Raw genomic sequence first — 17,504 nt, forward strand, 5'->3', positions numbered from 1 at the left:
GTTGGGTCTTGGGGAAGATAGATGACCGGTGTGGATGTTTTGACAATTCTTGCGATGGCAGTGTTGTGCCTTGGCCTGGCCATCGGCGCTCTTTGGATCCTTTCACGGCTGGATGGTTGGAAGAACGCAAACAGGCCGCCGCGTGCGACGGTCAACTACCTCCTCGAAGGCGACCTGATCGTTGATGCCACCCCAATTGCCGAGGGCATCCTGACGGATGTCGGCCCCACAAACGGACACGACTGGAGCCTTCTGCATCGAGCATTCAGTGCTCGGTTTCCTGGTTTGCCCGCCACCGCCGCTGAGGCCCGCGACCTGGGCCCGATACAAATCGATGCGGCAATCTCTGGCGATCGCGCCTCCCTAAGGCTCGGGGTTGTGAACGGCAAACTCAGGGTGGGCCTTGAGGAGCCCGATTCCGCCACCGCAGCCGACAGGCACCTTCGCATCAGGCAGTTGGATCAGCTCAACAAGATCTCGGAAATCGCCGAGATGTTTCCCTATCCGATCTGGTTGCAGTCCCAGAAGGGTATGATCGATTGGGCAAACCGCGCTTATCTCCAGCTGTTGAAGCGAGTCTCCCCGATAGCCGAGGGCGCGCTTATTCAAGAGTTCGACCTGACCCTTCCCAACGGGCAAACATCGCACACGCAACGGACAATGGTTGTGGATCAGAAAACCAGTGAACCAAAATGGTTCAACGCGTCCAAACTGGCGACGCCGGATGGTGGCACGATGGGGCTCGCTATCGATATTGATGCCGTGATCGAGGCTGAAACCGCTCAGCGTAAATTCGTTCAGACCCTGACAAAGACCTTTGCACAGCTTTCCACCGGACTGGCAATCTTCGATCGCGAAAGGCAATTGGCATTGTTTAATCCCGCGCTGATTGACCTGTTGGCGCTGCCTGCCGAGTTCCTGTCAACACGCCCCACTCTTCTGACATTTTTCGACATGCTGCGCGACAACCGCATGATGCCCGAACCAAAGGACTATGCCAATTGGCGGCAACAGATCACCGATATGGTGATCGCATCGGTGGATGGACGGTTTCAGGAAATCTGGACCTTGCCATCCGGTCTGACCTATCGCGTGACCGGGCGGCCGCATCCTGATGGCGCCATCGCGCTCTTGTTCGAGGATATCTCTGCAGAGATTTCTCTAACCCGCCGGTTCCGCGCCCAACTAAACCTTGGTCAGGCGGCGATCGACACGCTGGACGAGGCAATCGCGGTGTTCTCGACCAGTGGTACGCTGACAATGTCGAACCTGGCGTTTCGCAAGCTGTGGAAAATGGACCCGGATTCCAGCTTTGCCGATGTCACGATCCGCGATGCGATGACGCAATGGCGCAAGATGGCCAAACCCGGGCCATTTTGGCCTCAGCTGCAAGAATATTTCAATGATCCAAATGATCGGGCCGACTGGTTTTCCGACGTGACTATGACGAATGGTACCGCTCTGGAATGTCGCGTCGCCCCCTTGTCCGGTGGCGCAACGCTTGTCGGATTCCGCTTGCGTCCGGTTTTCGAAACCGCGCCGCAGACTGCCGGAAAAGAGGGTGCCTGACGCCTGTACCCCGCAAACGGGCTTGCAGCACCGGGCAGGGTAGGTAATCTCGCGCCATGCCGGTTGCCCCGTTTCACATCACACTGACCTCTCCCGATATGACCGCCGATCTTGCTACGCAAATCGGGCAGGTTCTGCACACGGGTGACGTGCTTCTTCTGTCCGGTGACATCGGCGCTGGGAAAACCCACTTCGCCCGCTCGCTAATCCAATCGCTGCAGGACAAACCAGAGGACGTGCCCTCACCAACCTTCACCCTGGTTCAGGTCTATGACACCTCAAAAGGAGAGCTGTGGCATACCGACCTTTACCGCCTTTCCCACGCCGACGAGGTGGTCGAACTGGGCCTGCTCGAGGCTTTCGAGGATGCGATCTGTCTGGTGGAGTGGCCCGACCGACTCGAAGAGCTTGCCCCGACAAACGCGCTGTCCCTTGCCTTTGCTATGACGCCAGAAGCCGGAACCCGTACCCTCGGAATTACCTGGACCGAGCCTGATTGGAGCACTCGGCTGGAAGGAATCACCAATGCGATCGCGTGACGATCTCGCCACCGCCTTCTTGTCGAACAACGGCTGGGGCGATGCGACGCGCGCGCCGTTGGCAGGCGATGCCTCGAACCGGCGCTACGAACGTCTGTCTCATCCGGAACACGGCCCCGCGATCCTGATGGACGCCCCTCCAGAAACGGGCGAGGATGTTCGTCCTTTTGTGCATATCGCCGGACACCTGACCGGGCTGGGCCTGTCCGCCCCCCTGGTCATAGCGCAGGATGCCAAGCACGGATTCCTCTTGCTGGAAGACCTGGGAGACGCGCTCTTTGCCAGGGTCATCCCAGACAATCCCGCGCTTGAAACGCCGCTCTATGAAACCGCCATCGACGCGCTCTGGACCCTTCATCAGGCCGATCTGCCAGCCGACCTTACCGCCTATTCCCCGCAGGTGATGACTGACATGGCCGCGCTGGCCTTTGACTGGTATCTCGGCCACGGTGCCGCACCAAACCCGACTGCCCGCACCGCGTTTACATCGGCCTTCCTCCCGCTTTTGACCGATCACGCAGGCGACCAGTCGGCGCTGATCCAGCGTGATTACCACGCCGAAAACCTGCTCTGGCTGCCCGATCGCAGTGGCCCCGCCCGCGTTGGCCTGCTCGATTTCCAGGACGCCATGACAGGCCACCCAGCCTATGATCTGGTTTCGCTTCTGCAGGACGCTCGCCGTGATGTCCCACCCACAATCGAGCACGCCATGATCACCCGCTATTTGCGGCTTTCAGGCTGGAATAGAGATACATTTGAAACCGCCTATCACCTTCTAGGCGCACAGAGAAATCTGCGCATCCTCGGAGTGTTTGCCCGGCTCTGCCTGCGCGATGGCAAGGCGCATTACGTTGATCTGATCCCCCGTGTCTGGGGCCTCTACCAACGCGACCTCGCCCATCCTTCCATGGCCCCCGTCGCCCAGATCCTGCGCGCGGCGCTGCCCGAACCCACCCCCGAGCTTCTCAACCGGTTAAAGGACAAATGCGGACAGATCCCGACGCCATAATGCTATTTGCCGCGGGCTTCGGCACCCGCATGGGGGCGCTGACCGCCAGTGTGCCCAAGCCGATGATCCCGGTCGCCGGTCGACCGCTGATCGACCACGCCCTTGCGCTGGTCGAACCCATGGGCCTGTCCCGCGTGGTTGCCAACCTGCACTACAAACCCGAGCCGCTGATTACCCATCTTGAAGGGCGCGGCGTGACCTATTCACACGAGTCACCCGACATACTCGAAACCGGCGGCGGCTTGCGCCACGCTTTGCCCCTCTTGGGCAGTGGCCCTGTCTTCACCATGAATACCGATGCGGTTTGGCGCGGACCCAACCCGCTGGACCTTCTGGCGCAAGCGTGGAACCCCGACGAAATGGACGCCCTGCTGATCTGTGTCCCTCGCAGCAATGCCATCGGCCACGCAGGCAAGGGCGACTTCCTGATCGATGACACGGGCCGCATAACCCGCGGCCCCGGCCATATCTATGGTGGTGTACAGATCATCAAGACAGCCGGTCTTCATGACATCACCGAACCGGCTTTTTCCCTGAACCTGCTATGGAATCGGATGGGCGCATCGAACCTACTTTTCGGCGTTGAATACCCCGGCAGCTGGTGCGATGTCGGCCGCCCCGAAGGCATCACCCTGGCCGAGAACATGCTGGACGGCGCCGATGTTTGAGCCTTCCGACAAACCCCGTGTCTTTGCCCTCCCCTCTGGAGTCGATTTTCCCGCCGCCCTGGTCTCGGGCCTGATCGAACAGTTCGCAGGCCAGCCACCACAGGTTCTGGCCAAGGTCGAACTGATCGTTAATACCCGCCGCATGGCGCGCCGTATTCGCGCATTGTTCGATGACGGCCCAGCGTTGCTCCTGCCCCGCATCCGACTGGTCACCGATCTGGGAGAGGAGGTCGGACTTGATCACATCCCTCCCGCCGTGCCACCGCTGCAACGTCGCCTTGAACTGGTGCAACTGGTCTCGGCCTTCCTTGATGCCAATGACAAATTCGCCCCCCGCTCGGCCCTCTTTGATCTCGCTGACAGCCTTGCTGCGCTTCTTGGCGAAATGCAGGGCGAAGGTGTCTCGCCCGAGGTAATCGCCCGGTTGGAGGTTGACGATCAATCCGGCCACTGGTCTCGCACCAAGGATTTCCTGGCGATCGTTCAGCAGTATTGCGAGACCAGCCACGCCGCCCCTGACGGCGAGGCCCGCCAGCGCCGCATTGTCGAGACGCTGACCACAAACTGGCAAACCAACCCGCCCGACCACCCGGTAATCATCGCAGGCTCGACCGGCTCACGCGGGGCAACGCAGCTTTTGATGCAGGCCGTTGCGAAACTACCGCAAGGCGCGCTTGTTCTACCGGGCTTCGATTTCGACATGCCGGGCGAGCTCTGGGCCGTGCTCGATGATCCGCTCCTGGCCGAGGATCACCCACAATACCGTTTCCACGCTTTGATGCGGGCGCTGAACCTTGGCCGTAACGACATTCTTCAGTGGGGCACTACGACGCCTCCAAACCCAGCCCGAAATGCGCTGGTCTCGCTGGCCCTGCGCCCAGCGCCTGTCACCGATCAATGGCTGCGCGACGGCCCGTATCTGACCGATCTGGACAAAGCCACGCAAGACATCACCCTTGTTGAAGCCCCCGGTGCCCGGCACGAGGCGCTCGCCATTGCCCTACGCCTGCGCCAAGCTGCCGAGGATGGCAAAACCGCCGCACTGATCACGCCCGACCGGATGCTGACCCGTCGTGTTGCCGCCGCGCTGGATCGCTGGAACATACTGCCCGATGACAGCGCGGGCGAGCCGCTGGCCCTGTCGCCCATCGGTCGGTTGATGCGCCACGTGGTGGGCCTATTCCAGGATCGGCTGACGGCGGAAAGCCTGCTGACCCTGCTGAAGCACCCGCTGACCCATTCGGCGGAAGGGCGCGGCAATCACCTGCGGCTAACCCGCGATCTGGAACTCCACCTCCGCAAAAAGGGTCCACCCTATCCCGATGCCGACATGATCCGCGCCTGGGGCGCGACTCACGAATGCGAGGCTTGGGCTGATTGGGTGGCCGAGACCTGCACCGGACAGGTCAGCGATGGCGACCTGCTTTTCGAGACCCGGCTTAACGCCCATATCGACCTGACCCACCTCGTCATCCGGGGCAGCGACGCCACCGCCACCGCCCATCCGTGGGACCACGCCGACGGTCACGCTGCCAAGCAGATCGTCGATGCCTTGATCGACGCCGCGCCAGCAGGCGGCCCGCTCTCGGCTTTTGACTATGCCAACCTTTTCGGCGCGGTCCTGTCTGGCGGCGAAGTGCGCGAGGTCGAAACCCCGCATCCCGATATCCTGATCTGGGGCACGCTCGAGGCCAGGGTGCAGGGTGCCGACCTGTTGATCCTTGCTGGTCTCAACGAGGGCAGCTGGCCCGAGGCCCCAACCCCCGATCCCTGGCTCAACCGCAAAATGCGCCACGATGCGGGTCTACTCCTGCCCGAGCGGCGCATCGGCCTCTCAGCCCATGACTTCCAGCAAGCAATTGCCGCCAAAGAGGTCTGGCTGACCCGATCGACCAAATCCGACGAGGCTGAAACCGTGGTCTCGCGGTGGCTCAATCGGCTGATCAACTTGCTGGGCGGTTTGACCGATCAGGGCGGCAAGACTGCGCTCGACGGCATGAGAAGTCGCGGGAAGCGCTGGCTCGCGCTCGCGAAAGCCATGGAGGACGTGGAACCGAACGACCCGGCCTTCCGCCCCGCCCCGCGCCCGCCGGTCACCGCGCGTCCGCGCAAGCTTTCGGTCACCGAAATCCAGAAACTGATCCGCGATCCCTACGCAATTTATGCCCGCCACGTCCTTCGCCTGCGCCCGCTTGACCCGCTGATGCGCACGCCCGACGCGCTGGCCCGCGGCATCGTCACCCATGACGTGATGGAACGGTTCATCAAATCCAGCATGACCGTGAACGGAGAACTGTCCCGCGACGCCCTCATGACCGCCGCCCGCGAGGTCATCGAGGCCGAAATTCCCTGGCCCGCAGCCCGGCTGATGTGGTTGTCGCGGCTTGATCGCGTGGCAGACAGTTTCCTGGCAGATGAACACCGCCGCCGCGAATCCGCCGAACCGATTGCTTTCGAGGTAAGCGGAAAACGCGACATGACCGCCCCCGATTTTACCTTGACCTGTCAGGCCGACAGGATCGACCGAACCGCCACCGGCGGCTTGCGCATCTATGACTACAAAACCGGCACACCGCCGTCGAAGGACAAGCAGAAACACTTCGACAAACAACTCTTGTTAGAGACTGTTATTGCCGAAAATGGTGGTTTCAAAAGCATCGACGCAAGCGTGATTGAAGCTGCCGCCTATATCGGCATTGGCGCCAGTCCCGGCGAGGTTTCCGCTCCGATCACCGAAGAACCACCTGAAAAGATCTGGACCGAATTCCGCGCCCTGATCGCGAGTTATCTCAGCGACGAGCAAGGCTTTCAATCCCGCCGTGCCATGTTCGAAAGCCGTGATGTCGGCGACTACGACCAACTGGCCCGGTTCGGCGAATGGGACATCACCGACGAAGCAATATCGGAGGTGTTGACATGAGCGCCCCCAACGACGCAACCCTTGCTCAGATCAAAGCCGCCCGCCCGGATCAATCGACCTGGCTGTCGGCCAATGCCGGATCGGGAAAGACCAGGGTTCTGACCGACCGCGTGGCGCGGCTTTTGCTGGACGAAGTCAACCCGCAACACATCCTTTGCCTGACCTACACCAAGGCCGCCGCGTCCGAGATGCAGAACCGGCTCTTTGCCCGACTGGGGGAATGGGCGATGCTGCCCGATGCCGACCTGCGCAAAGAACTGGCCGAATTGGGCATCTCCGAGACAATCACGCAGCAAAAGCTGACCGATGCCCGCCGCCTTTTTGCCAGCGCGATCGAAACCCCGGGCGGGCTCAAGATCCAAACGATCCACGCCTTCTGCTCATCAATCCTGCGCCGTTTCCCGCTCGAGGCCGGGGTTTCGCCCCGTTTTGCAGAAATGGACGACCGCACGGCGGCGCTGTTGCGTCAGGACGTGCTGGAGCAGATGGCCGAAAGCGAAGACCGGGCGCTGGTCGAAGGAATCGTTGGCTACTTGTCCGGTGATGACGCGCTGGACATGCTGGCCGCCGAGATTTGCCGATATGCAGAGGGGTTTTCGGCAGAGTCCGATTTCAATGATCTTTTAACCACGTTCGACCTACCCGCCGGGTTCACCGAGACAACCCTGTCGGAAAATGTATTCGCACCCGGTGACGTCGCCATTTTGGCAAGCCTTATGCCGGTGTTACGTGAAGGATCGGTCACCGATCAACAGGCCGCTAACAAGCTGACCAAACTCGGCGCACTCGACCTTTCCGCCTTACCAATCCTTGAATCGGTCTTTCTTACAGGCGCTTCGGCAAAAATGCCGTTTTCCGCCAAGTTAGGCTCGTTTCCAACCAAAGCGACCCAGGCAAAGCTCGGTCCTGTGCTGGATGGCCTGCAGGGTCTCATGACCCGCATCCAAAACGCACGCAACACCCGTCTTGCCCTCTTGGCCGCTCGTCAAACCCATGCCCTGCACCAATTCGCCGGCGCCTTCCTGACCCGTTACGAGATCCGCAAACAGGCGCATGGCTGGCTGGACTTCGATGACCTGATCCAGCGCACCCGCACCCTTATGAACAATCCGCAAGTGGCCGCCTGGGTGCTGTTCCGGCTGGACGGCGGCATCGACCACATTCTCGTGGACGAGGCACAGGACACCTCGCCCGCCCAATGGAACGTGATCGAACGGCTGGCGCAGGAGTTCACTGCCGGCGAAGGCGCCCGCGCCGATGTATTGCGCACGATTTTTGTAGTGGGCGACAAGAAACAGTCCATCTATTCCTTTCAAGGCGCCGACCCGCGTGAGTTCGACCGGATGCAGGCGGAATTTGCCGAGCGTCTGGAAGGCACTAACCATCCGCTCCAGTCCTCTGTGCTAAAATACTCGTTCCGCTCGTCTCACGCTATTTTGTCTCTGGTCGATCAAACCTTCAAAGGGCGTGAAGCCGCCGGGTTTGCCAGTGATCAGACCCACAAGGCGTTTTTCGAGTCCATGCCCGGCCGTGTTGACCTGTGGCCCGTGGTCGAAAAAGAAGACAGGCCTGAGCAGAAGGATTGGTATGATCCGGTGGATATGGTCGGCCCCGATGATCCAGTCTCGATCCTCGCCAGGGAGATCGCGCGCGGAATCAAGTCAATGGTCGAAAATGCGCATATTCCGGTGCAACTGGGTCGAAATGGTGGCTTTGCTCTGCGCCCTGTACACGCCGGGGACGTGCTAATCCTGGTGCAGCGCCGCTCGCTTCTGTTTCACGCCATCATCCGTGAATGCAAGGCGCTGAACCTGCCCATTGCGGGGGCCGACCGGCTGCGGATCGGCGGCGAGCTGGCAGTACGTGATATCGAGGCACTCTTGCGCTTCCTTGCCACGCCCGAGGATGATCTGTCGCTCGCCACCGCGTTGAAGTCACCTCTCTTTGGGTGGGACGAACAGGCACTTTTCACCCTGTCCCATGGCCGCAAGGGGTACCTGTGGGAGGCGCTGCGTGACCAGGCTGCCGATCACCCGAAAACCATGAGCATCCTCGACGATCTGCGCAGCAAGGCAGATTACCTGCGCCCCTTCGACCTGATCGAGCGCATGCTGACCCGCCATGACGGGCGGCGCAAACTTCTTGCCCGTCTGGGGCACGAGGCCGAAGACGGAATCGACGCGCTGCTTTCCCAGGCCCTGAACTACGAACACACCGCCGTCCCCTCACTGACCGGCTTCCTGGTCTGGCTTGAGACCGACGAAGTCGAGATCAAGCGCCAGATGGAAGGCGCCGGGCGGCAGATCCGGGTTATGACCGTGCACGGCGCCAAGGGGCTGGAAGCCCCCATCGTAATCCTGCCCGACACGGCCAAGCGTGACATCCGCATTCGCGACGCACTCCTCAAGGACGGCGATCGGATGTTCTGGCGCCCGCCTTCGAATGCCACGCCCTCACATATCACCACGCTGATCGAGGCCCGCAAACAACGCGAGGCTGAAGAACGTGAACGCCTACTCTATGTCGCGATGACCCGCGCGGAGAAATGGTTGATCGTAGCTGCCGCCGGAGATGCCGGCATAGAGGACGACGCCAGCTGGTACAACAAGATCGCCGCGGCCCTGACAGCACGAGGAGCCGTTTCTCACGGGTTTGAAGGCGGCGACGGATTGCGGCTCGAACATGGGAATTGGGCAGAACTAGAGACTTTACCTTTGCCCGAAGAGCAGGCCCAAACCGCCGCCCTTCCAATTTGGCATGACCAACCCGCACCCATCCCTGCGCCGCGACCAACTTCTCTGTCACCCTCGGATCTGGGCGGCGCCAAGGCCTTGCCGGGTGAGGCAGGCCTCGATGAAGAGGCCGCACTTCGCCGCGGTCGTCAAATCCACCGTTTGCTCGAGTTTTTACCTGCCCATCCCGCCAACGAATGGCCCGATGTGGCCGGGCGTATTCTGTTCTCGGGTCAGGACAACGCCGGGTCTGAAGAACAAAATCTCCTCTTGGCCGAAGCAGAGAACGTCCTGACCAAGCCCGGGCTGGCCGCACTGTTTCAAACCGCTGCGCTGGCCGAGGTCCCGATCACCGCCGATCTGCCCACGCTGAGCGGTCGACGCATCCACGGCATCATCGACCGGCTGGTGATCACCGACGAAGAAATCCTTGCCGTCGATTTCAAGACCAACGCGGTAGTGCCTGACAGTGTCGACACCGTCCCTGACGGTCTGTTGCGGCAAATGGGCGCTTATGCCCAGGCCCTGGAACAGGTCTTCCCAGGCCGGAAAATCCAGACTGCATTGCTCTGGACCCGCAACGCGACCCTTATGCGCCTGCCACACGATCTGGTGATACATGCCCTTGCGACCACCCAGATGCTTGACGCCCCCGGTCCCGACACCTAGGTTCCGGGCCAATGCTCGCAAAGCCCATTCAGGAGATGTGCAAATGGCAACTGTCGCTGTAACCGACGATACTTTCGACGCCGAAGTGAAGAATTCCGAAATCCCCGTCGTGGTGGATTTCTGGGCCGAATGGTGCGGCCCCTGCAAGATGATTGGCCCGGTTCTGGAAGAGCTGTCCGACGAGATGGATGGCAAGGTCAAGATCGTGAAGGTCAACGTTGACGAAAACCCGATGTCCCCGTCGCAACTGGGTGTTCGCGGTATTCCTGCTCTGTTCATCTTCAAGAACGGCGAAGTGGTCGCCAACACTGCCGGTGCGCGTCCAAAGGCGGCGATGCAAAGCTGGATCGAAGACTCGATCTAAGCCCTTCGGCAACGAATTAAGAGAAAGCCCCGCCGGTTCCGCGCGGGGCTTTTTCTTTGATCTGCGCGGCGCGCTATAGTGAAGACCATTCGCGATCAAGCCCACTCTTGCCCCCGGCCCCTGCGGCCTCCATATAGTGCCAGAACGCAAAGGAGAGAGGCCCATGGCAGAGCAAGATTTCCCCGGCTGGCACGGCACCACGATCATCGGCGTCAAGAAGGGCGGCGAAGTGGTGATTGCAGGCGATGGTCAGGTCAGCCTGGGTCAGACCGTGATCAAAGGCACCGCCCGCAAGGTGCGTCGGCTGTCGCCCGGTGGAATGGACGTGGTCGCAGGGTTTGCCGGATCGACGGCGGATGCCTTTACGCTGCTCGAACGGCTCGAAACCAAGCTCGAGGCAACCCCCGGCCAACTGGCCCGTGCCTCAGTTGAGCTTGCCAAGGACTGGCGAACCGACAAATACCTGCAAAAGCTTGAGGCGATGCTGATTGTCAGCGACGGCACGGAGCTTTTCGTGATCACCGGCGCGGGCGATGTTCTGGAACCCGAACATGACGTCACCGCCATTGGTTCGGGCGGCAATTACGCCCTCGCCGCTGCACGCGGCATGATGGACGGCGATCTGTCCGCCGAAGAGGTCGCCCGCAAGGCCATGGCCATTGCCGCCGATATCTGCGTCTACACCAACGGTAACCTGACCGTGGAGAAAATCTCGTAATGACTGACCTCACCCCGCGCGAAATCGTCTCGGAACTCGATCGTTTCATCATCGGCCAGAACGACGCCAAGCGCGCCGTCGCCGTCGCCCTGCGCAACCGCTGGCGGCGCAAACAGCTCAGCGATGATCTGCGCGACGAGGTCTATCCAAAGAACATCCTGATGATCGGCCCGACCGGCGTCGGCAAAACCGAAATTTCACGCCGCCTCGCCAAACTCGCCCGCGCGCCCTTCATCAAGGTCGAAGCCACCAAGTTCACCGAAGTCGGCTATGTCGGTCGCGACGTGGAACAGATCGTCCGTGACCTGGTCGATGCAGCCATCGCCATGACACGCGACCACATGCGCGAAGATGTAAAGGCCAAGGCCCATCACGCCGCCGCAGAACGGGTGATCAGCGCAATCGCCGGTGAAGACGCCCGCGAAGGCACGCGCGAGATGTTCCGCAAGAAACTAAAATCCGGGGAGTTGGACGACACCATCATCGAACTGGAAGTTGCCGACACCTCGAACCCGTTAGGTGGCATGATGGACATCCCCGGTCAGCCCGGCGGCGGCCAGATGGGCATGATGAATCTGGGCGACATTTTCGGAAAGGCCTTTGGCGGGCGCACCGCACGCAAGTCGATGACCGTGGCGCAAAGCTATGAAATCCTGATCGGCGAAGAGGCCGACAAGCTGCTGGATGATGAAATCGTCAACAAGGCCGCTTTGGAGGCCGTTGAACAAAACGGCATCGTCTTCCTTGATGAAATCGACAAGGTTGCCGCCCGGCAGGAAACCCGTGGCGGAGACGTGAGCCGCGAAGGCGTGCAGCGCGACCTGCTGCCGCTGATCGAGGGCACCACCGTCTCGACCAAGCACGGGGCCGTGAAAACCGACCATATCCTGTTCATCGCCTCGGGCGCGTTCCACATCGCCAAGCCTTCGGACCTGCTGCCCGAACTTCAGGGCCGTCTGCCAATCCGCGTGGAGCTGCGTGCGCTGACCGTAGAGGATTTCGTCCGCATCCTGACCGAAACCGACAACGCGCTGACCCTGCAATACACCGCGCTGATGGGAACCGAGGAAGTGGTGGTCGAATTCACCGACGATGGCATCGCCGCCCTTGCCAAGATCGCCGCCGAGGTCAACCAGAGCATCGAAAACATCGGCGCACGGCGTCTCTATACCGTGATGGAACGGGTCTTCGAAGAACTCAGCTTCTCGGCGCCCGACCGATCCGGTGAAAAGGTCGTAGTTGATGGTGACTTCGTACAGGCCAACCTGGGCGAGCTGATGAAATCCACCGATCTGAGCCGCTACGTGCTATGATCGCTGTGGTGTCTCAACCCGGCAAGACGACATGAAGCAACTGATCCGAATTTCTGGGTACCCGGCCATTCTGGTGTTCCTTCTGGCCGGGGCATCCATCACCATTGTGGGCTTCGCCACCTACAACCTTCTGCAAATGGGCATGGCCAATTTGCGCTTCATCGGCGAACACGGCTGGCTGGCCTTGCGCACCGGGGCCTTCGTGCAGCTTCTGCAACTGCTGCTCTATGGTGCCGTCGCGCTGTTCTTCTTCATCCTGTTCAAGATCTGCGAATCCGAGTTGGTGATCCGTTACCGTCGCTGGATGGACCGGTAAATTCACCTTCCCTTCCATGCCATTCTCCGGTTCAGATGGCGTATGAACACATTGTTCTTCATCCGTGAAAACGCTCCTTGGCTGGCCGCCGGTGCTTTGCTGACGTTCCTGTCCAGCTTTGGACAGACCTTCTTCATCTCTGTCTTTGCTGGTGAAATCCGTGCCACGTTTGGTCTCAGCCACGGCCAGTGGGGCGGCATCTATACGCTGGGTACCACCGCCTCGGCTGCGTTAATGGTTTGGGCCGGGGGTTTGACCGATCGGTTTCGTGTCCGGGCATTGGGTGCGGTGATTCTGGTGCTTCTGGCCTGGGCCTGCCTGTTCATGGCGTTGAACCCGTTGGTCTGGCTCTTGCCCGTCGTCATCTTTGCCCTGCGTTTCACCGGTCAGGGCATGAGCACGCACACGGCCATGGTTGCCATGTCCCGCTGGTTCGTCGCTACCCGTGGCCGCGCCCTGTCGATTGCCACCCTGGGCTATTCCATCGGTGAAGCGCTGCTGCCGCTGATGTTCGTGGCCCTGCTGGCACTCTATGACTGGCGCCTCCTCTGGGTGGCCGCCGCCCTGATCGCGCTGTTGGGCATTCCCGCGCTTTTCGCGCTGCTTCGCCACGAACGCACGCCGCAGTCCTTCCTGAAATCCGAGAGTACTCAGGGTATGGAAGGCCGCCATTGGACCCGCAACCAGGCCTTCCGCCACTTCCTGTTCTGGTTCATGGCCCCGGCCATCCTTGGGCCCGGCGCCTTCATCACCGCCTTCTTCTTCCACCAGGTGCACTACGCCGAGATCAAGTCCATCGCCCATGTCGGCCTCGTCGCCCTTTTCCCTCTTTACACGGCGGTGACGACGCTCTGCATGATCGTCTCGGGTTGGCTGATCGACCGGTTCGGCGCGGCGCGTCTGATGCCGTTTATCCAGCTCCCTATGGTCGGCGCCTTTCTCTGCTTTGCCTTGGCAGAGGGCATCGGCGGTATCGTTTCCGGGTTCGTCCTGATGGCATTGACTTCCGGTGCCATGGCCACCATGCCCAATGCCTTCTGGGCCGAGGTCTATGGCACTGGTCATATCGGTTCAGTCAAGGCAATGATTGCAGCGGTGATGGTTCTGGGCTCGGCCATCGGTCCGGGGATTACCGGGCTGGGCATCGACCTCGGTCTCGGGATTTCAACCCAATTCACACTGGTCGCCATCTACTTCCTGCTTGCCAGTGCGATGATGTGGATCGGTGTGACCCGCGTCCGCCCCGCCCTAGCGGTTGCGCCGTAGGTAAACGTAATAGGCTCCACCACCACCATGGGACACATGTGCTTCGGCCACCTGTAAAACCGCCTGTGCCAATGGCGGCAGTGACAGCCATTGCGGCACCTGGTGACGCAGCACCCCGTGGCGCACCGGGATCGGCCCACCGTCATCACGGTGTTTGCCCTTGCCAGTCACCACCAGCACCAGCCGTTTTCCCTCGGCCTGCGCCCGCAGGATGAACGATGTCAGTCTCGGATGCGCCTGGTCCATGGTCATACCATGCAGGTCCAGCTTGCCCTCGGGTGCCATCTTGCCACGCTTCATCTTGGCATGGGTCTTGCGATCCATCTTCAACGGTGTCCGCGCCAGCCGTTCACCCGGCGGCGGGCTCAGATCATGACCGGGCAGGGCCGTGCTGGCCCTCACCCCAACCGTGAACGATGCAACCGGCGTCACCACCCGTTTCTTCGGTTTCGGCTTGGGAAGCGGTGCCGGATGTGGCGCGCGTTCGGGATGCAGCCGGTCTGCCGTCTGCGTCACCTTTCGCCAAAGCTCGACCTCTTCGGGGGACAATCTGCGCCGTGTCATTGCCGTGCCTTACTGCGCATCCACCGGCACCATGGCGAAGGCGCGCTGGATCGGCATGAACACCACCATCCGCCCCGGATCGCGCAGCCGCCCGGCCGCCCGACCCGCTGCATCGCCTGTGCCATAGAAAATGTCGGCGCGCTGCGCGCCCTTGATAGCCGAACCGGTATCCTGCGCGACCATCAACCGGTGCATCGGGTCTTTGCCGGCCTTTTCTATCCAGACCGGCGCGCCCAGCGGTACGAATTTCGGGTCCACCGCAACCGAACGCAGCGTGGTTATCGAGCGGTTCATCGCCCCCAGCGGCCCCTTGTCGGTGGGCACCTTGGTCACCTTGCGAAAAAACACATAGGACGGGTTGTGGCGTAGCAGTTCCGGCCCAGCCACCGGGTTGCGCCGCACCCAGTTTTTGATCACCTGTGCGCTGACCTGGTGCGCCTTGTAGACGCCGCGCCGGACCAGCTCCACCCCGACGGATTTGTAGTTCCGCCCATTCGATCCACCGTACCCAACGCGCAGATACCGCCCATTGGGCAACCTGATCCGCCCCGACCCCTGGATCTGCAGAAAAAACAGCTCGACCGGGTCATCAACCCAGGCAATCTCAAGCCCGCGCCCTTGCATGGTCACACCCGTTTCAATCTCGCGGCGGGTCAGCCATGTTCCCGCCGATTTCGCCTCGGGCGGCATGCGGTACACTGGATAGCGATAGCGCGACGATGGATAAAGATCGCCGTCCAGCTCGGGCTCAAAATACCCGGTGAACAGCGCGTCATTTCCGTCCTCGATCAGAACGGGACGAAAGAACAGTTCGAAAAACGCCTTGGCATCCTTCTGATCCCGGCCCAGCGCACAAAGCGAGCGCCAATCCGGGTCATCCATGTCGCGGCAGGTGTTCAGGAACACATCGAGCGCGGCGCGGTGGTCATCCACCTCCCAGCCGTCCAAATCCTCGAATTTCAGAATGCGATACTCGGGCTCGGCGGCGGCAGTGACATCGCTTGCCATGATCGCCCCCGCCAGTGCCAGTACCAATGCCCGAACGATCGGCCTCATTCGCCCGTGGCAACAAGCCGCCAATTCGGATCGTCCGCGCCCATCACACGCTCGAACGTCCAGATATCTTTCTGGCGTTTGACCTTGCCTTCCTCACCTTCGATGATTTCACCGGCCTTGTTGCGTACAACACTGCTCAGCTCACCGATGAATTTCACTGATACTTCCGCGGTGTTTGTCGCGTCATCAAAATACGCATCTGCAAGCGACAGCTCGCGCACGCCACCAAATTCGGCCTCAATCTGAAGACCCTCTTTTTCGCGTGCCTCGACCACGCCGGCAAAAGCCTCGTAAACCTCATCTGACAGGAACGGTTTGATCTGGGCCATCTCGCCACGCTCGAACCCCATCAGGATCATTTCATAGGCGCCACGCGCTCCTTGCAGGAACTGCGCCACGCCAAAGCTGGGCTCCGTGCGCTTCATTTTTGCCAGGGCCTCGGCTGCTTCGCTGCCCTCTTCGACATGGTCGATGATATCGTGATCCGGCCCACCCTCGATCACCTCGAAGTCACGGCGCGCGTTGCTGCGTTCGGTTGGACGCGGCTGCGGCGGGGCCTCGAACCCATCGCGGGTGCCCAGAACGCTTCTGAGCCGCAGAATCAGGAAAATGGCGATACCGGCCAGAACGAGAAGCTGGATGATGGGTTGGTTCACTTTTTTACCTCTTGGCAGCCCACGCATAGAAATGCGCCTGACCTGCACTTATGTATATGCCGGGCGCGGTCAAGTCCATTGCGCCATTTGAACCTTAGGAGAACGTCAAACATGTGGCTGCTTTTCGCCTTTATCGGTGTCCCGCTAATCGAAATCGCCCTGTTCATTCAGGTCGGCGGTGCCATCGGACTGGGATACACCCTGCTCATCGTGGTGCTGACCGCAATTCTTGGCACCTATCTGGTGCGCACGCAGGGACTCGCCGCCCTAGCCGATCTACAGGGTTCGTTTTCCGAATTGCGCGATCCTACCGAACCATTGGCCCACGGGGCCATGATCCTGTTTTCCGGGGCGCTCCTGCTGACGCCCGGCTTCTTTACGGATGCCCTTGGCTTTGCCCTTCTGGTGCCGGGTATTCGCAGCGCCGTGTTCAAATGGGCGCGAAGCCGGGTCAAAGTCACGACGTTCTCGATGGGCGCACAAGCCCGGCAACATCATCCACACGACCCACGAACGGCTCCCGGCGATGTGATTGATGGCGAGTTTAGCGAGGTCGATCCGTCAAAACGCCCCACTCACCCGCCTTCGGGCTGGACAAAGCACTAAGTTTGGCTCAGTCAGGGGCAAATTTACTCATCTTCGGGAGTTTACCATGGCCGAAACCGGCAATGGGGCAGATCAGGCCCCGCAAATCCAACTGAACGTTGTCAACCAATACGTTCGCGACCTGTCGTTTGAAAACATCCTTGCTCAAAAAGGTGGTCAGGGCGAAGTGCAGCCCGACATCCAGGTTCAAGTCAACCTCGATGCAAAGGAGCGCGAAGGCGACAACCAGTACGAAGTCTCGATCAAGCTCAACATCGAGAACCGCGACAAGGAAAACGCCGAAAACAAGATCTTCCTTATGGAAATCGACTATGCCGGCCTGTTTTTTATCGCCGGTGTTCCGGACGATCAGATGCACCCGTTCCTTCTGATTGAATGCCCGCGTCTTCTGTTCCCGTTCCTGCGCCGGATCGTGTCGGACATCTCGCGTGACGGTGGCTTCCCACCGCTGAACCTCGACAATATCGATTTCATGGGCCTTTATCGTCAGGAAATCGCCCGCCGTCAGGCCGAAGCTGGTCAGGCACCCGTCTCCTAAA

The 17,504-nt window shown here is 60.7% G+C and carries 16 protein-coding genes; 13 read left to right on the forward strand and 3 right to left on the reverse strand.

Features of this window, described 5'->3' with window-relative positions; translation table 11 throughout:
• Nucleotides 1-21 precede the first annotated feature (21 nt).
• From RXV86_RS11175 to RXV86_RS11225, 11 genes are all read left to right on the forward strand, one after another.
• On the forward strand, nt 22-1,569 hold the full coding sequence (locus RXV86_RS11175) for a PAS-domain containing protein (protein ID WP_316299605.1): 1,548 nt from the start codon (nt 22-24) through the stop codon (nt 1,567-1,569).
• 98 nt (nt 1,570-1,667) lie between these two features.
• Nucleotides 1,668-2,108, forward strand: coding sequence for a tRNA (adenosine(37)-N6)-threonylcarbamoyltransferase complex ATPase subunit type 1 TsaE (gene tsaE, locus RXV86_RS11180; RefSeq protein WP_316299608.1), 441 nt, complete (start codon nt 1,668-1,670; stop codon nt 2,106-2,108).
• Nucleotides 2,095-3,117, forward strand: a complete 1,023-nt coding sequence (locus RXV86_RS11185) for a phosphotransferase (RefSeq protein ID WP_316299610.1) — start codon at nt 2,095-2,097, stop codon at nt 3,115-3,117. Before tsaE ends, RXV86_RS11185 begins: the two co-directional genes overlap by 14 nt.
• Nucleotides 3,093-3,785, forward strand: a complete 693-nt coding sequence (locus RXV86_RS11190; RefSeq protein ID WP_316299612.1) for a nucleotidyltransferase family protein — start codon at nt 3,093-3,095, stop codon at nt 3,783-3,785. The genes RXV86_RS11185 and RXV86_RS11190 overlap by 25 nt, the downstream gene beginning before the upstream one ends.
• Nucleotides 3,778-6,705, forward strand: a complete 2,928-nt coding sequence (gene addB / locus RXV86_RS11195) for a double-strand break repair protein AddB (RefSeq protein WP_316299614.1) — start codon at nt 3,778-3,780, stop codon at nt 6,703-6,705. The genes RXV86_RS11190 and addB overlap by 8 nt, the downstream gene beginning before the upstream one ends.
• Nucleotides 6,702-10,106: a double-strand break repair helicase AddA gene (gene addA, locus RXV86_RS11200; RefSeq protein WP_316299615.1), complete on the forward strand. Its 3,405-nt coding sequence runs from the start codon at nt 6,702-6,704 to the stop codon at nt 10,104-10,106. Before addB ends, addA begins: the two co-directional genes overlap by 4 nt.
• A gap of 43 nt (nt 10,107-10,149) precedes the next feature.
• Entirely contained in the window at nt 10,150-10,470 is a 321-nt protein-coding gene (trxA, locus tag RXV86_RS11205) for a thioredoxin (protein ID WP_316299617.1), read from the forward strand.
• Nucleotides 10,471-10,633: 163 nt separating this feature from the next.
• A complete protein-coding gene (gene hslV, locus RXV86_RS11210) occupies nt 10,634-11,188 on the forward strand; it encodes an ATP-dependent protease subunit HslV (protein WP_316299620.1) in 555 nt (184 codons plus the stop codon).
• Complete coding sequence (gene hslU / locus RXV86_RS11215; protein ID WP_316299623.1) at nt 11,188-12,501, forward strand: ATP-dependent protease ATPase subunit HslU; 1,314 nt, start codon at nt 11,188-11,190, stop codon at nt 12,499-12,501. Before hslV ends, hslU begins: the two co-directional genes overlap by 1 nt.
• A 31-nt stretch (nt 12,502-12,532) precedes the next feature.
• A complete protein-coding gene (locus RXV86_RS11220; RefSeq protein ID WP_316299626.1) occupies nt 12,533-12,817 on the forward strand; it encodes a hypothetical protein in 285 nt (94 codons plus the stop codon).
• Nucleotides 12,818-12,859: 42 nt separating this feature from the next.
• Nucleotides 12,860-14,083, forward strand: coding sequence for an MFS transporter (locus tag RXV86_RS11225; protein ID WP_316299628.1), 1,224 nt, complete (start codon nt 12,860-12,862; stop codon nt 14,081-14,083).
• Here the strand turns inward: RXV86_RS11225 and RXV86_RS11230 are convergent.
• The 3 genes from RXV86_RS11230 to RXV86_RS11240 are packed head-to-tail and all read right to left on the reverse strand — an operon-like array spanning nt 14,066 to nt 16,359.
• Nucleotides 14,066-14,647 (reverse strand): Smr/MutS family protein, encoded by a 582-nt coding sequence (locus RXV86_RS11230; RefSeq protein WP_316299630.1) that lies wholly within the window; start codon nt 14,645-14,647, stop codon nt 14,066-14,068. The two genes, RXV86_RS11225 and RXV86_RS11230, sit on opposite strands and share 18 nt — an antisense overlap.
• Nucleotides 14,648-14,656: 9 nt before the next feature.
• On the reverse strand, nt 14,657-15,655 hold the full coding sequence (locus RXV86_RS11235) for a murein transglycosylase A (protein ID WP_316300250.1): 999 nt from the start codon (nt 15,653-15,655) through the stop codon (nt 14,657-14,659).
• Between the two features lie 44 nt (nt 15,656-15,699).
• Nucleotides 15,700-16,359 (reverse strand): Tim44/TimA family putative adaptor protein, encoded by a 660-nt coding sequence (locus tag RXV86_RS11240; RefSeq protein ID WP_316299632.1) that lies wholly within the window; start codon nt 16,357-16,359, stop codon nt 15,700-15,702.
• 111 nt (nt 16,360-16,470) lie between these two features.
• On the opposite strand from RXV86_RS11240, the gene RXV86_RS11245 reads away from it, so the two are divergent.
• Nucleotides 16,471-16,965 (forward strand): FxsA family protein, encoded by a 495-nt coding sequence (locus tag RXV86_RS11245; RefSeq protein ID WP_316299634.1) that lies wholly within the window; start codon nt 16,471-16,473, stop codon nt 16,963-16,965.
• Between the two features lie 46 nt (nt 16,966-17,011).
• Nucleotides 17,012-17,503, forward strand: a complete 492-nt coding sequence (gene secB, locus RXV86_RS11250) for a protein-export chaperone SecB (protein ID WP_316299637.1) — start codon at nt 17,012-17,014, stop codon at nt 17,501-17,503.
• The last annotated feature ends 1 nt before the right edge of the window (nt 17,504 follow it).

The sequence above is a fragment of the Aliisedimentitalea sp. MJ-SS2 genome (assembly GCF_032586155.1).
Classification (GTDB): Bacteria; Pseudomonadota; Alphaproteobacteria; order Rhodobacterales; family Rhodobacteraceae; genus JAWHTC01.